Consider the following 15729-nt stretch of genomic DNA (forward strand, 5'->3'; position numbering starts at 1 on the left):
TTCTGGGCCATACGCCACCACCGCCCTCTCGACTCGGATTCCTTGCGGCCTGAACAATCGCAAGTGTCCGGCGAGGGGCGGCTTTGTAAAGCCGGTTGTCCCCACCCGCATAGCGGGTGGTTTCTGATGCGGCGCGCTGCGCGCCCCGCACAGGCTAAAGCCTTTAACAAAAGAGCCCCGCTACCGTAATGGCAGCGGGGCTCTGTAAGCTATGAGCGATATCGCTTAGAGCTTGATGTCGATGTCGACGCCAGCGGGGAGGTCGAGACGCATGAGCGAATCAACGGTGCCCGAGGTGGGGTCGAGGATGTCGATGAGGCGCTTGTGGGTGCGCATCTCGAACTGCTCACGGGAGTCCTTGTTCACGTGCGGCGAGCGGATAACCGTGTACAGGTTGCGCTCGGTGGGCAGGGGGACAGGACCGGAAACGCGAGCACCGGTCTTCTGAGCGGTCTCGACGATGAGCTTCGCGGACTGATCGACGACCTCGTGATCATAGCCCTTGAGGCGAATGCGGATCTTCTGGGTAGCCAACTTAAACCTCCAAAGAGTGCGAGAGATGTTCTCGCGGATTACGTAACAGGGAGCTCGAACTTAGGCGTTCTTGCTCATGACCTCGTCCACGATGGACTTGGGCGCGGGCTCATAAGAGTCGAACTGCATCGTGTAGGATGCACGGCCCTGGGTCTGGGAGCGAAGGTCGGTAGCGTAACCGAACATCTCGCCCAGCGGCACCTTGGCACGGATGAGCTTGCTGTTCTTGCGATCCTCCATGCCCTCGATCTTGCCGCGGCGACCGGAGAGGTTGCCCATAACGTCGCCCATGTACTGCTCGGGGGTCTCGACCTCGACAGCCATGATCGGCTCGAGCAGCTGCGGATCGGACTTCTTGAGAGCGTCCTTGATAGCCATGGAACCGGCGATCTTGAAGGCGGCCTCGGAGGAGTCGACCTCGTGGTAAGAACCGTCGAACAGGGTGACCTTAACGTCGAGGACCGGGAAGCCGGCGATAACACCGGTGTTCAGGGCCTCCTGGATGCCCTTGTCGATGGACGGGATGTACTCCTTGGGCACGACGCCGCCGACGATAGCGTTGACGAACTCGTAGCCGAAGCCCTCCTCCATCTTCTCGAGCTTGATGACGGCGTGGCCGTACTGACCGCGACCGCCGGACTGACGGACGAACTTGCCCTCAGCCTTCTCGACGTCGTGACCGGCGGTCTCGCGGTAGGCAACCTGGGGCTTACCGACGTTAGCGTCAACCTTGAACTCGCGGAGCAGACGGTCGACGATGATCTCGAGGTGCAGCTCGCCCATGCCGGCGATGATGGTCTGGCCGGTCTCGTGGTTGGTGGACACCTGGAAGGTCGGGTCCTCCTCGGCGAGCTTGGTCAGAGCCAGGGACATCTTGTCCTGCTCGGCCTTGGTCTTGGGCTCGATGGCAACGTCGATAACGGGCTTAGCGAACTCGATCTTCTCGAGGACGATCTCCTTGCCCTCGGCGCACAGGGTGTCACCGGTGGTGGAGTTCTTGAAGCCGACGCAAGCGACGATGTCGCCGGCGGCAGCGTCGTCACGGTCGATACGCTCGGCGGCGTTCATCTCGAGGATGCGGCCGAGACGCTCGCGCTGACCGTTGGAAGCGTTGACAACGTAGGAGCCGGACTCGGCGCGGCCGGAGTAAACGCGGACGTAGGTGAGCTTACCGACGAATGGGTCGGTCATGATCTTGAAGACCAGGCCGGAGAAAGGCTCGTCGAAGGAAGGATGACGCTGGATCTCCTCGCCGGTGTCCGGATCGGTACCGGTGACGGCCTCAACGTCGAGCGGGCTGGGCAGGTAGTCGACGACAGCGTCGAGCAGCTCCTGAACGCCCTTGTTCTTGTAGGCGGAGCCCACGAAGACGAGGTTGAGCTCGTTGGCCAGAACGCCCTTGCGCAGAGCAGCCTTGAGCTCCTCGACGGTGAAGTCCTCCTCCATGAGGATCTTCTCCATGAGCTCGTCGTCAAAGCTGGCAGCAGCGTCGAGGAGCTCCTCGCGCTTGGTGGCAGCGATGTCGGCAAACTCAGCCGGGATCTCGTCCATCGGCTCGGGGTAGGTCATGCCCTTCTCGTCGGCCTTGAAGTCCCATGCAGTCATGGTAACGAGGTCGATGACGCCCCAGAAGTTGTCCTCGGCGCCCATCGGGACCTGAGCGGCCACGGCGTTGGCGTCGAGACGATCCTTCATGGTCTCGATAGCGTTGAAGAAGTCAGCGCCCACGCGGTCATACTTGTTGATGAAGGCGATGCGGGGGACGTTGAAGGTAGAAGCCTGACGCCAAACGGTCTCAGACTGGGGCTGAACGCCAGCAACGGCGTCGAAGACGGCGACAGCGCCATCGAGGACGCGCAGGCAGCGCTCGACCTCGGCGGTGAAGTCAACGTGGCCCGGGGTGTCGATGATCTGGATGCGGTAGTCCTTACCGTCCTTGTTCCAGAAGCACGTGGTAGCAGCGGAGGTAATGGTTACGCCGCGCTCCTGCTCCTGAACCATCCAGTCCATGGTGGCAGCGCCCTCATGGACCTCACCGATCTTGTGGGTCTTGCCGGTGTAGTAAAGAATACGCTCGGTCGTGGTGGTCTTACCGGCATCGATGTGGGCCATGATGCCGATGTTACGGGTATCGGAAAGCTTGTACTTAGGCTTAGCCATGTTAGTTCCTTACCTTAACTTACCAACGATAGTGAGAGAACGCGCGGTTGGCCTCGGCCATCTTGAAGACGTCCTCACGCTTCTTGACGGAAGCGCCAAGACCGTTGGAGGCGTCGAGGATCTCGTTAGCGAGACGCTCGGCCATGGTCTTCTCCTTGCGAGCGCGGGAGAAGTTGACGATCCAGCGGATGCCCAGAGCGGTGGAACGACGGGAGTTGACCTCCATCGGGACCTGATAGGTAGCGCCACCGACACGCTTGGGCTTAACCTCGAGCGTGGGCTTGACGTTGTCCATAGCCTTCTTGAAGGTAGCGAGAGCGTCGCCACCCTCGGACTTCTCGGCAACGATCTCGAAAGCGGTGTAAACGATGCGCTCAGCGGTGGCCTTCTTGCCGTCAAGAAGGACCTTGTTGATGAGCTGAGTCACCAGGCGGTTGTTGTAAACGGCGTCAGGCTGAACCTCACGACGATTAGCTGCTGCACGACGCGGCATGTGAAATCTCCTTAAGTGTCTACCGTGCGGCGCTCAAGACGGCACACGGCGAAAGTATCAAAACGTTATCTGGCTTATTTGGCCTTGGGGCGCTTAGCACCGTACTTGGAACGGGCCTGCAGACGGTTCTGGACCGGAGCAGCGTCGTAGGCGCCACGGATGACGTGATAACGGACACCAGGGAGGTCACGGACACGACCGCCGCGGACGAGCACGATGGAGTGCTCCTGCAGGTTGTGGCCCTCACCCGGGATGTAAGCAGTAACTTCGATGCCGTTGACAAGGCGAACACGGGCAACCTTACGAAGAGCCGAGTTCGGCTTCTTGGGGCTCGTGGTGAAGACGCGGGTGCACACGCCGCGCTTCTGGGAGTTGTGCTGCAGAGCAGCGTTCTTGGACTTCTTGGGCACGGAACGACGGCCCTGGCGAACCAGCTGGTTAATAGTAGGCAAAGCGTACTCCTTCTCGAATGATTCCAGCTTTCTGTAAAGTGCAACGGCTTGAATCGAGGGGTCAGCATCCCCCTACGAAACACGCAGTTCGATAGGATACGTGGCGTTAGCTGTGCCGTCAACAGACCACGCCGCCGGGCGTATCCCAAAATAGCTATATTTCCGCAAAGCCTCCATAAAAGGAATCCCCCGCCTGTGCGCAAGTGCCCATTCCAGCCGTCCATGTAACGCAAAAATGGCCGCTTCCTCTAGCAGGAAGCGGCCTCAGACCTTACGAATAGACGATGGTAAAGGGTACTTCTGTTTCGGTCTCTCCTGTTGATGTGTACCTCGTGCCCTCAAGGGTTACCGAGACCACTTGATTGACATTGATCAGCTTTGTCGGAACCGAGATGTTCTCCCCGCTATTGCGCGTCAGCGAAAAATAGGAATTGTACGCGCCTGCAGCATCGTCTTCGATAATCTGCTCCGATCCATCCTTGTAGGTAACGGTCAACTTTTTCGTGACTGCGTCAATGCCCAGATCATCGATGTGCGTCTGGATGGAAAACGGGCTGATCTCGAGAGGCGAGTCACCGGAGCGGAGTTCCTTTGTATCGACATACGCTCCAATATTGAACTCGGGTGTCGACGCCTCAAACTGCCTCGCACTCTCACCTTCACCCTCGGTCCAGTGGATATTCCAGGTGACCGCATGTTGAAAATCTCGCTCGCGATCCATAGCGGCAAAGTACATCGTACCATTAATGACCGTGTCGCTTGATGTGTCTTTATCAATGGTGCAGCGTGTATCAGCCCATTCCTCGCCGAAGTTCATGCTGGGTGTACTGACGCCCCCTTCTTCTTCACCATAGAGAACAAGTTCGCCAAGCTCTGCCGCCGGCTTGTAGTAGTTAACGCCATTCGGATTGGACAATGTAAACGTCACAGCACCGCAACCGTTCTCGTCGATTGCCATCTCATGAATGTCGAGCGTATAGCCGTTGCCCTCGACGGACAGATTGACCTTCTGGACTGCACCCTCCAGGCTTTGGGGCGCGATACCATCACCAAACTCTCTGGTGTAGGTATATTTCGTCCCCGACGAGCCGCCATTTGTCCAGGTAACGGACTCTCCGTTGCCATGGTTTCCCCAGGCAGAGGCAAAATAACTGGAATTGACAACAGCGTAGGCGACCCCTCCGGTCGCCAGCACTCCGGCAAGACATCCGATTACGGCAACATACAGAGGCTTCGCGTGACCCTTTCGGCGAAGCGGCTCGCCAGCAGCGGCATAAAGAACACGGTCAGCAAGATCGCTATCGGCTTGGACGGACTCGAAGGCCTGCTTGATCTGGTTGGATTTCACGGTCGCCCTCCTCTAGGATGAACTTGAGCTTCGATCTGCCGCGAGCTAAACGCGTTCGAACGGTCGCGGCTGGCACATGCAGTAACTCGGCAATTTCTGAAGTCGAGAAGCCCAGATAGTAATAGAGCACGATAGGAATACGGAATCGCTCCGGAAGTCGCATAACGTCTGACAGGACCGCCTTGGTCTCCTCCTGCGCCGTCGAAAGCGAATCGGCCAGATTCTCAATATCCTCCACGCGCCTCCACGGCTTTCGAAAGAGAGATTTACATTCATTGATCGTGACCCGGATAAGCCATCGACGAAGATGCTCCCAGTTTTCAAATTGCGCGTCGCTTTTGAGCAACTTAAGAAAGACGTCTTGAGCGACATCGTCGGCGTCAGCGCGATCACGCAGATACGTCAATGCGATCCGAAACACGACATCCCGGTGGTCTTCGACCGCCTGTCTAAAAGCTTGTTCTTCCATAATCACCTCCCGGTGACATTAATGGTTCTTGATGGGGCCCTCACCATAGATACGCTTTGACCGAGTGAAATGTTTCAAATCCAAGCAGGAAAAACCTACCAAAAAATAAATCCGTCACTTTTTGGCAAGGGATCAACGAAACGCAACAGGTTGAACATACGCAAGCGAGCGGCCCTCAGAGCGTACAAGGTGGCATGAAAAAGGCAGGGCATTGACCTTTTGGTCATGCCCTGCCTTTTGAATGACAGATTGTAGCTCTGGGGGCCGCGCAGCGACGGAGATTGCCGCCGTTCGTTAGAACGGCGGAACTAGTTACTCCTCGTCGTTGTCCTTGGCCTCTTCGGCGTCGTCGGTGTCTACGAGCTGGTTGAGTAGCTCGTCGAGGGAAGCCATGTCCTCGTTGATGGCACCGTTGGCGGGAGCCTTCTTGTCGTCGATCGGGGCGCCCAGGAGCTCCTCGTCGGCGTCGGCGTGATGCGTCGGCGTGGCGGAGGTGCCCAGCAGGATGTCGTCCGGACCGTCGGGGCTAAAGACCATCTGCAGCAGCTGCGAGAGGTCTTCCTCGTCGGCAACGTCGTCGTTGTTCTCGAGGATGTAGAGCAGGTCGTGGGCCTCCAGGCCGTCACGGAGCTCCTCGATCGCCTTGGCACCGATGCCATCGATGCGCAGCAGATCCTCCTCGGACTTGCCGACCAGGTCGCCGACCGTCTCGATGCCGACCTCGCTGAACTTGTTGGTCCAGCGCTGCGACACGCCCAGGTCGTCGAACAGGTACAGGCGAGCCTTCTCAGCAGAGATGGTGTGGCCGTTGCGGGTGAACGAACCGTCAGCACCGCCGAACTCGTCGTAGCCGACCCAGTCGAGCTGCTGCGGAAGCTGCTCGTCCAGGTCCTTGAGCTCCACAGGAGCCCACTCGGGCAGCGACTTGGCGTTGGGCGAAGCCGGACCATCGATGTCCACGTAGCCGTCGGCCGTGCGATACGTCAGCTTGGCGTTGGCGTACGGCTTGAGGCCGGTACCAGCCGGGATCTTCTTACCGACGATAACGTTGGACTTAAGGTCGAGCAGGTGGTCGACCTTGCCCTCAATAGCAGCCTCGGTAAGGACGCCGGCGGTACGGATGAACGAAGCGCTCGACAGCCAGGAGTCGATGTTGGACGCGACCTTGAGCGTACCCAGGATGACGGGCTCGGCCACGGGAGCCTGACCGCCCAGACGGGCAACGCGCTCGACCTCGTCAGCGAACTCGTAGCGGTCGACGTACTGACCAAGCAGGTACTTGGAGTCGCCGGGGTTGGTGATCTGAACGCGACGCAGCATCTGACGTGCGAGCACCTCGATGTGCTTGTCGTTCAGGTCGACGCCTTGGCTGGTGTAGACGTCCTTGACGCTCTCGACGAAGGTGTGCATCGTCGACTCGATGTCGGTCAGCTTGCGCAGGTTACGGAAGTTGACGAAGCCCTTGGTGATCTGGTCGCCGGCGCGAACCTCGCAGCCGTCCTCGATCTCGGGCATAAAGCGCACCGATGCGGGGACGCGGCGCTCGTCAAGGACACGGGTGTGGTCCTCGGAGTCGGTGAGCGTCAGCACGTACTCGGACTTCTCGGGCTTAATCGAGAGGTGGCCGGAATACGGAGCCAGCTCGGCCTCGCGACCCAAGATCTTCTCGTTGACGTTGCCGACGATATCGAACATACGGCTGACCGTAGGCAGACCCTGCGTAATATCGTCGACGCCAGCGACGCCGCCGGAGTGAATGGTACGCATCGTAAGCTGCGTACCGGGCTCGCCGATGGACTGGGCGGCAATAATGCCGACGGCAGTACCGATGGCGACCGGACGACGGGTGGAAAGATCCCAGCCGTAGCACTTCTGGCACACGCCGTACTTGGAGCGGCAGGTGAGCAGCGCGCGGAGCTTGACCTTCTTGAGGCCGGCATCGACCATCTTCTGGATGTCGGCGACCTTCTCGATGTAGCCGTCCTGCTCAAAGAGCACGGTGCCATCGGGAGCCACGACGTCCTCGATGAAGCAACGGCCGACGAGGTCGGTGTTGAGGTCGGTGGTGCCGGGGATGATGAGGTTGTAGGTGACGCCCTCGTGCGTACCGCAGTCCTCCTCGCGGACGATGACGTCCTGGGCCACGTCGACCAGACGACGGGTCAGGTAACCAGAGTCCGAGGTGTGGGATGCGGTATCGACCAGGCCCTTACGGGCGCCGTAGGTCGAAATGAAGTACTCGAGCGGCAGCAGGCCCTCGCGGAAGTTCGCCTTAATGGGGAGGTCGATCGTCTCGCCGGACATGTCTGCCATCAGGCCACGCATGCCGCCGAGCTGACGCAGCTGGGTCTTAGAACCACGGGCGCCGGAGTCGGCCATCATGTACAGCGGGTTCTCCTCGTCGAACATGTCGAGCATGAGCGCTGCAACCTTATCGGTACAAGCGGTCCACTCGTTAACGACTTCGATGTGGCGCTCCGTCTCGTTGATGAAGCCCTCTTCGAAGTACTCGTTGATCTGGTCGACGTTGGCCTGGGCGCGGTCGAGCAGCTCCTGCTTCTCGGCAGGGATGAGAGCGTCCCACACCGAGATGGTGAGGCCGGCGCGGGTAGCGTAGTGGAAGCCGGAGTACTTGATGGCGTCGAGGATCGGGCCGACCTTGGCCTCGGGGTAACGATCGCAGCAGTCCGCAACCAGCTTGGCCACGTCGCCCTTGACCATCTTGTAGTTCATGAACTCGTAGTCTTCGGGCAGGCACTGGCGGTTGAAGATGATGCGGCCGATAGAGGTCTCGAAGCGCGCGGTCTTGTTGCCGGTGACGTCGTAGTCGACGAACTCGTTCTTGCCGTTCTTGACGCGGAAGATACGGGTGCCATCCTCGTTGATGACGTTGGCGTTCTCGGCGGACACGCGGACCTGAATCTTGGCCTGCATATCGACCTCGGAGCGACAGTCATAGGCGTGCAGCGCGTCGTCGAAGCTCGAGAACACGTGGTTCTCGCCCGGCAGACCGTCGCGGACCTGGGTCAGATAGTACACACCGATGATCATGTCCTGCGAGGGAATGTTGACCGGCTTGCCGGATGCCGGCGAGCGCAGGTTGTTCGCAGAGAGCATGAGCACGCGAGCCTCGGCCTGAGCCTGGCTGGACAGCGGCACGTGGACAGACATCTGGTCGCCGTCGAAGTCGGCGTTGAAGGGCGAGCAGACCAGCGGGTGCAGGTGGATAGCCTTGCCCTCGACCAGCACCGGCTCAAAGGCCTGGATGGACAGACGGTGCAGGGTCGGTGCGCGGTTGAGCAGCACGACGCGACCGTCGATGACCTCTTCGAGGATGTCCCACACAAAAGTGGCACCACGGTCGATAGCGCGCTTGGCGCCCTTGATGTTCTCGACCTTGCCAAGCTCGACCAGGCGCTTCATGACGAAGGGCTTGAAGAGCTCCAGCGCCATGGTCTTGGGCAGACCGCACTGGTGCAGCAGCAGCTTGGGGTCGGTAACGATTACCGAACGGCCAGAGTAGTCAACACGCTTGCCCAGCAGGTTCTGACGGAAACGACCCTGCTTGCCCTTGAGGGCCTCGGCGAGCGACTTGAGCGGGCGACCGCCACGGCCAGAGACCGGGCGACCACGACGGCCGTTGTCGAACAGGGCGTCCACGGACTCCTGGAGCATGCGCTTCTCGTTGTTCACAATGATTGCGGGGGCGTCCAGGTCGAGGAGGCGCTTGAGTCGGTTGTTACGGTTGATCACGCGACGGTACAGGTCGTTGAGGTCGGACGCGGCGAAGCGGCCGCCGTCGAGCTGGACCATCGGGCGCAGATCGGGCGGAATGACCGGGATGACGTCCAGGATCATGTTCGCGGGGCTGTTGCCACCCTTCAGGAAGGCGTCAACGACCTCGAGGCGCTTAACGGCCTTCTCGCGCTTCTGCTTCTGGGAGTCCTCGTCGGCGATGATGGCCTTGAGCTTCTCGGCCTCGGAAGGAAGGTCGATGGCAGCGAGCAGGTCGCGGACGGCCTCGGCACCCATGCCACCCTTAAAGTACATGGAGTAGTAGCGGGTCATCTCGCGGAACAGCGGCTCATCGGAGATGAGGTCGCGCTCGGTGAGCTTCATGAAGGCGTTGAAGGCGTCCGTGCGGAGCTGCTTCTCGTCCTTGCACTCTTCCTCAATGTCGACGATGCCAGAGGCGATCTCCTCGGGGGTCAGCGGCTCCTCGTCGGAGAACTCGTCAAAGTTCTCGGGGTCGCCCTGCTCCTTGAGGGACTCAATCTGGCGGGCGCACTCGGCATCGATCTCTTCCAGATCGGCGGCGAGCTCCTCGCGCAGGTCGTCGGCGTCGGCCTCGCGAGCCTCGTAGTCAACCTCGGTGATGATGTAGCTGGCAAAGTACAGAACCTTCTCGAGGTCCTTGGACTTGATGTCGAGCATACGGCTCATCGGGAAGCTCGTGGGGCTCTTGAAGTACCAGATGTGGGACACGGGAGCGGCGAGCTCGATGTGGCCCATGCGGTCGCGACGCACCTTGGCCGAGGTGACCTCGACGCCGCAGCGCTCGCAGACGATGCCCTTAAAGCGGATGCCCTTGTACTTGCCGCAGGAGCACTCCCAGTCCTTGGCGGGACCGAAGATCTTCTCGCAGAACAGGCCGTCCTTCTCGGGCTTGAGGGTACGGTAATTGATGGTCTCCGGCTTCTTGACCTCGCCGTGCGACCAGGAACGGATCTGGTCGGCGGAGGCAAGGGAGATCTTTACCGAGTCAAAATCAGTAGCTTCGAAATCTGCCACAGTCAACTACTCCTTATCAGTGGTCGTGGCGGCGACAGCCTCGGGTGCCTCGGCGGTCTCGGCATCCTCGGCCTCGACGTCGGCGTCAACGCCGGCGAGCGCAGCCAGGTCGTCGAGAGCAGAGGTCTCCTCGGCGGTCACAGGGGCGGAGGCGTCCTCGTCAGCATCGTGCATGGGCTCGATGTCCAGTGCGAGGGAGCGGATCTCCTTGACGAGAACCTTGAAGGACTCGGGGATACCCGGGACCGGAACATTCTCGCCCTTGACGATGGACTCGTAGGTCTTGACGCGGCCCACGGTATCGTCGGACTTGACGGTCAGGATCTCCTGCAGGACGTTGGAAGCACCGTATGCGTACAGTGCCCAAACTTCCATCTCGCCGAAGCGCTGGCCGCCGAACTGGGCCTTGCCGCCCAGAGGCTGCTGGGTAACCAGACTGTAAGGGCCGGTCGAACGGGCGTGGATCTTGTCGTCGACCATGTGGCCGAGCTTGAGGATGTAGGACGTACCCACGGTAATGGGCTCGCGGAACTCCTCGCCGGTGCGGCCGTCGAACAGACGGGTCTTGCCGCGCTCGTCAAGCTGGGTGACGAACTCGGGGCGCATGTGATCGCCAAAGGCAGCGGTGGCCTTGTTGAGCATGTTCTTGTTGGCACGACGGATGACCTCGGCGATCTCGTCCTCCTTGGCGCCGTCGAAGACGGGCGTCGCGGTGAAGAACGGACCAGGGACGTACTTGTCGGAGTCGGCCTGCTCGGTATCCCAACCGCAGGCAGCAGCCCAGCCAAGGTGGCACTCGAGCAGCTGGCCGACGTTCATACGCGAAGGAACGCCCAGCGGGTTGAGGATAACGTCGATCGGGGTACCGTCAGCCATGTAGGGCATGTCCTCGACCGGCAGAACGTTACAAATAACACCCTTGTTGCCGTGGCGGCCGGCGATCTTATCGCCCTGCTGGATCTTACGACGCTGGGCGACGTAGACGCGCACCTGCTCGTTGACGCCGGGGGCCAGGTCGTCGCCGTTCTCGCGGCTAAAGCGGACGACGTCGATAACGCGGCCGTAAGCGCCGTGAGGCATCTTAAGGGAAGTGTCGCGAACGTCGTGAGCCTTGGCACCGAAGATGGCGCGCAGCAGGCGCTCCTCGGCGGTCAGAGCGCTCTCGCCCTTAGGCGTGACCTTGCCGACCAGGATGTCGCCAGGGCCGACCTCGGCGCCGATGCGGATGATGCCGTCCTCGTCGAGGTTGGCAAGCATGTCCTCGGAGAGGTTCGGGATCTCGCGGGTAATCTCCTCGGGGCCGAGCTTGGTGTCGCGGGCGTCGATCTCGTGGCGGGTGATGTTGATGGTCGTCAGCAGGTCCTCGGCCACCAGGCGCTCGGACACGACGATACCGTCCTCGTAGTTGAAGCCTTCCCACGGCATGTAGGCCACGGTGAGGTTCTGGCCCAGTGCGAGCTCGCCGTGATCGGTCGAAGGACCGTCGGCCAGAGGCTCGCCCTGCTCAACGGTGTCACCGACGCGCACGAGCGGACGGTGGTTGATGCAGGTGGACTGGTTGGAGCGCTGGTACTTGGCCAGGTGATACTCGTCCATGCCGCCGGCATGCTTGACGATAATCTTGGCGGCGTCGGCAAAGATAACCTCGCCGGCGTTCTTGGCCAGGGTGACCTCGCCGGAGTCCAGAGCGGCGCGACGCTCCATGCCGGTACCGACATAGGGAGCGGCGGGGTGAACCAGCGGCACGGCCTGACGCTGCATGTTAGCGCCCATCAGCGTACGCTTGGCGTCGTCGTGCTCAAGGAACGGAATCAGCGTGGCTGCGACGGAGAGCATCTGACGCGGCGAGACGTCCATGTAGTCGACGTCCTCGACGGGCACGTCGGCGGGAGCGCCGAAGGAGCCGTCGAAGTCGCGGGTACGGGCGATCACGGTGTGCGGGCGGACAAGCTTGCCCTCGGCATCGGTCGTGATGAACTCGTTGGTCTTGGGATCGAGCGGCGTGTTGGCCGGCGCGATGACGTGCTTCTCTTCCTCGTCAGCGGTCATCCAGTCGATCTGGTCGGTGGCAACGCCGTTCTCGACGCGACGGAACGGGGCCTCGATGAAGCCGTACTCGTTGACGCGGGCGTAGAGTGCGAGCGAGCCGATCAGGCCGATGTTGGGGCCTTCGGGGGTCTCGATCGGGCACATGCGGCTGTAGTGCGAGTTGTGAACGTCGCGGACGGCCGTCGGCACGTTGGTGCGGCGGCTGGAGCCCGACTTGTGGCCGGCAAGACCGCCAGGGCCGAGTGCGGACAGACGACGCTTGTGGGTCAGACCGGTCAGGGGGTTCGCCTGGTCCATGAACTGCGAGAGCTGCGAGGAACCGAAGAACTCCTTGATGGAGGCCACGATCGGACGGATGTTGATGAGCGACTGCGGGGTGATCTCGTCGATGTCCTGGGAGCTCATGCGCTCACGGACGACGCGCTCCATACGGCTCATGCCGATACGGAACTGGTTGGCGACGAGCTCGCCGACGGTGCGGATGCGGCGGTTGCCAAAGTGGTCGATGTCGTCGACCTTGAAGCCCTGCTCGCCGGCAGCGAGGGACAGCAGGTAGCGCAGCGTAGCGACGATATCCTCGTCGGTGAGCACCGTGACCTCTTCCTCGGTGGTGAGGTTGAGCTTCTTGTTGACCTTGTAGCGACCGACGCGGGCCAGATCGTAGCGCTGCGGGTTAAAGAGCAGGCCCTCGAGCAGGCTGCGGGAAGCATCCACGGTGGGAGGCTCGCCCGGGCGCAGGCGACGGTAGATCTCGATGAGGGCATCCTCGCGGGTAAGGGCGGTGTCGCGCTCGAGGGTGCGCTTAATCACATCGGAGTTGCCGAGCAGCTCGATGATATCGTCGTTGGTGACGGCGATGCCAAGGGCGCGCAGGAACATCGTGGCGCTCTGCTTGCGCTTACGGTCGATGGAGACCATGAGCTGGTCGCGCTTGTCGACCTCAAACTCAAGCCAGGCACCGCGGGACGGGATAATCTGGGCCTTGTAGATCTGCTTGCCCGAATCCATCTCGGAGCTGTAGTACACGCCCGGGGAGCGGACGAGCTGCGAGACGACGATACGCTCGGTACCGTTGATGATAAAGGTGCCCTGATCGGTCATCATGGGGAAGTCGCCCATAAAGACGAGCTGCTCCTTGATCTCGCCGGTCTCCTTGTTGGTGAGACGAACGTCGGTCAGAAGCGGGGCCTGATAGGTCATGTCCTTCTCGCGGCACTCCTCGACGGTGTGCGCGGGGTCGCCGAACTGATGCTCGCCGAAGGTAACCTCGAGAACATGGTTCTGGCTCTGGATGGGGCTGGATTCCTTGAACGCCTCACGAAGGCCCTCGTCCTTAAAACGCTCAAAGGATTCCCTTTGAACAGAGATAAGGTTGGGGAGCTCCATGGCCTCCGGGATTTTCCCGAAGCTGACGCGCTTGCGCTCAGTGGCAGTGTATGCGTAGGTCACCAGGTTTTTCCTCCTTCACGGAAATGCTCGGTGGGTTGGCGAGGCATGGCTTCGCCAGTTATCGCAACCTAATAGTTTATCAGGTACCGACCGTTGGGCAAGAAAAGCCTTGACGCGATTGAGTTTTTGGAGTAGCAAAGTTTTTCGACAGAAAACACGCAGGTAGATGTATGTGTATCGAACATCTGTTCATATATTTTCTGTGAACAGAGAGCCGGCAATCGCAGCTCTTATAAAAAACGGGCGCGAACCGAGGTCCACGCCCGTAAATGTCGGTGCCCGAAGGCTTACTTGCGCATCAATCCGCCGCGCTCGTCGATGGCGTCCCAGAAGGCATCGGCAAAGCGGGGGTCGTTTGCAGCCATGAGGGCGTTAGTGGCCATCCAACCAGAGGGAGTGCCGGTGTCGTAGCCCGACAGCGGGTCGATGACGACGGCATACATGGCCTCGCGGTCGAGCGAACGGGCCATGGCGTCGGTGAGCTGGATCTCGCCGCCCTTGCCGGCCTGCTGATCTGCCAGCAGGTCCATGACCAGCGGGCTCAGCAGGTAGCGACCGACGATGTACAGGTTGGACGGAGCAGCCTCGGGAGCGGGCTTCTCAACCAGACCGCCGATACGCCAAACAGCGCCCGGCTCGGCATCGGCAACGTCCTCGGCGCCCTCGAGCGAACCGACGCGCTCGCCGGCGATAACACCGTAGCGGCTGACTTCCTCGGGCGAGCAAGCAGCGACGGCGATAACCGAAGCGCCACCGTGCTCCTTGGAAACGGCGAGCATCTTGTCGCAGATATCGCGGTTAGGCACAACGTAGTCGCCCAGAAGAACCAGGAAGTTCTCCCCTGCCACGGCGTCGGCAGCAGAGCGAATAGCATGGCCGAGGCCCTTGGGCTCGTACTGATAACGGAAGTCGACCGGCATACCGCCAGCGTGGGCGACAGCATCGGCATAGGCGTTCTTGCCGCGCTCGCGCAGCAGGTTCTCGAGCGAACGGTCGGGCTGGAAGTAGTTCAGTAGCTCGGGCTTACCGGGAGAAGTAACGATGATGGCATCGTCGACCTCCTCGGGCTCGAGCGCCTCCTCGACGACGTACTGAATGACGGGCTTGTCGAGCACCGGCAGCATCTCTTTGGGCGTGCACTTGGTGCCAGGCAGAAAACGCGTGCCAAGACCGGCGGCGGGGATGATTGCCTTCATGTTATTCAAAGATCCTTTCGCAGGCGCAAAAGCGCCCCATGCGTGCGGCACACAGCCGCAGACCAAATTGCGATACCCAAGCATCTTACCGCTGGAACTATATGTCGCTACAAGGCAGAGACAATTCTTCAGCAGGTCAACGCAAATTATTGCTCGAATGGTGCAATTTTATTGCCCAACGGCAGGGCACCCGATACGACGCAAATCACAGAACATGGCAGTTTGAGCAACCGATGCCGAGGGACCGAAAAACAAAAAAGACGGGGCTCGCAATGCGAACCCCGTCTGCAAAGAAATCTGGCGAGAAAGCCTGATTACTTGAGGGTGACAGCAGCGCCAGCAGCCTCGAGCTTCTCCTTGGCAGCCTCGGCGTCCTCCTTCTTGGCACCCTCGAGAACAGCCTTGGGAGCGCCCTCGACGACCTCCTTGGCCTCCTTCAGGCCAAGGTTGGTGAGCTCACGGACGGCCTTGATGACCTGGATCTTGTTGTCGCCGAAGCCCTCGAGCACGACGTCAAACTCGGTCTTCTCCTCGGCCTCAGCAGCGCCAGCAGCGGGAGCGGCGACAACAGCGGCAGGAGCAGCGGCGGAAACGCCGAAGGTGTCCTCGATAGCCTTAACGAGCTCGGAAGCCTCGAGAAGGGTCATTTCCTTAAGAGCATCGATGATCTCATCGGTGGTAAGCTTAGCCATTTCTAAGTCCTTTCGGTTTCCGTGCGGATGCACGGAGATCAGTTAAAACACGGCGCGAATGCGCCAGGGGTGCGGCGTTGCCGCCGCGGGTGAAAA

Annotated in this window: 10 protein-coding genes; all 10 read right to left on the reverse strand. The window is 60.7% G+C overall.

What is annotated here, in order from left to right; translation table 11 throughout:
* Positions 1-225 precede the first annotated feature (225 nt).
* The 10 genes from rpsJ to rplL all read right to left on the reverse strand — a co-directional run bounded on the left by rpsJ (position 226) and on the right by rplL (position 15633).
* The gene (gene rpsJ / locus PMX72_RS02455) at positions 226-534 is read right to left on the reverse strand and encodes a 30S ribosomal protein S10 (protein WP_022094184.1); all 309 of its coding nucleotides are present in this window, start codon (positions 532-534) and stop codon (positions 226-228) included.
* Between the two features lie 60 nt (positions 535-594).
* Positions 595-2694 (reverse strand): elongation factor G, encoded by a 2100-nt coding sequence (fusA, locus tag PMX72_RS02460; protein WP_022094183.1) that lies wholly within the window; start codon positions 2692-2694, stop codon positions 595-597.
* 19 nt (positions 2695-2713) lie between these two features.
* Positions 2714-3187 carry a 30S ribosomal protein S7 gene (rpsG, locus tag PMX72_RS02465; RefSeq protein ID WP_006235013.1) on the reverse strand — a complete coding sequence of 158 codons (474 nt, stop codon included), beginning with the start codon at positions 3185-3187 and terminating at the stop codon, positions 2714-2716.
* 74 nt (positions 3188-3261) lie between these two features.
* Positions 3262-3639, reverse strand: a complete 378-nt coding sequence (gene rpsL / locus PMX72_RS02470; RefSeq protein WP_118225891.1) for a 30S ribosomal protein S12 — start codon at positions 3637-3639, stop codon at positions 3262-3264.
* A gap of 271 nt (positions 3640-3910) precedes the next feature.
* Entirely contained in the window at positions 3911-4987 is a 1077-nt protein-coding gene (locus tag PMX72_RS02475; protein ID WP_271729918.1) for a DUF4179 domain-containing protein, read from the reverse strand.
* Positions 4938-5456, reverse strand: coding sequence for an RNA polymerase sigma factor (locus tag PMX72_RS02480; protein WP_187364957.1), 519 nt, complete (start codon positions 5454-5456; stop codon positions 4938-4940). Before PMX72_RS02480 ends, PMX72_RS02475 begins: the two co-directional genes overlap by 50 nt.
* Positions 5457-5768: 312 nt before the next feature.
* Positions 5769-10247, reverse strand: a complete 4479-nt coding sequence (locus PMX72_RS02485; protein WP_271729139.1) for a DNA-directed RNA polymerase subunit beta' — start codon at positions 10245-10247, stop codon at positions 5769-5771.
* A 6-nt stretch (positions 10248-10253) separates the two neighbouring features.
* Positions 10254-13745 (reverse strand): DNA-directed RNA polymerase subunit beta, encoded by a 3492-nt coding sequence (rpoB, locus tag PMX72_RS02490; protein ID WP_199410622.1) that lies wholly within the window; start codon positions 13743-13745, stop codon positions 10254-10256.
* Between the two features lie 287 nt (positions 13746-14032).
* Positions 14033-14941, reverse strand: a complete 909-nt coding sequence (locus tag PMX72_RS02495) for a UTP--glucose-1-phosphate uridylyltransferase (RefSeq protein WP_117773462.1) — start codon at positions 14939-14941, stop codon at positions 14033-14035.
* 314 nt (positions 14942-15255) lie between these two features.
* On the reverse strand, positions 15256-15633 hold the full coding sequence (gene rplL / locus PMX72_RS02500; protein ID WP_006235005.1) for a 50S ribosomal protein L7/L12: 378 nt from the start codon (positions 15631-15633) through the stop codon (positions 15256-15258).
* Positions 15634-15729 lie beyond the last annotated feature (96 nt).

This window comes from Collinsella aerofaciens, assembly GCF_028207065.1.
Lineage (GTDB): Bacteria > Actinomycetota > Coriobacteriia > Coriobacteriales > Coriobacteriaceae > Collinsella > Collinsella aerofaciens_AR.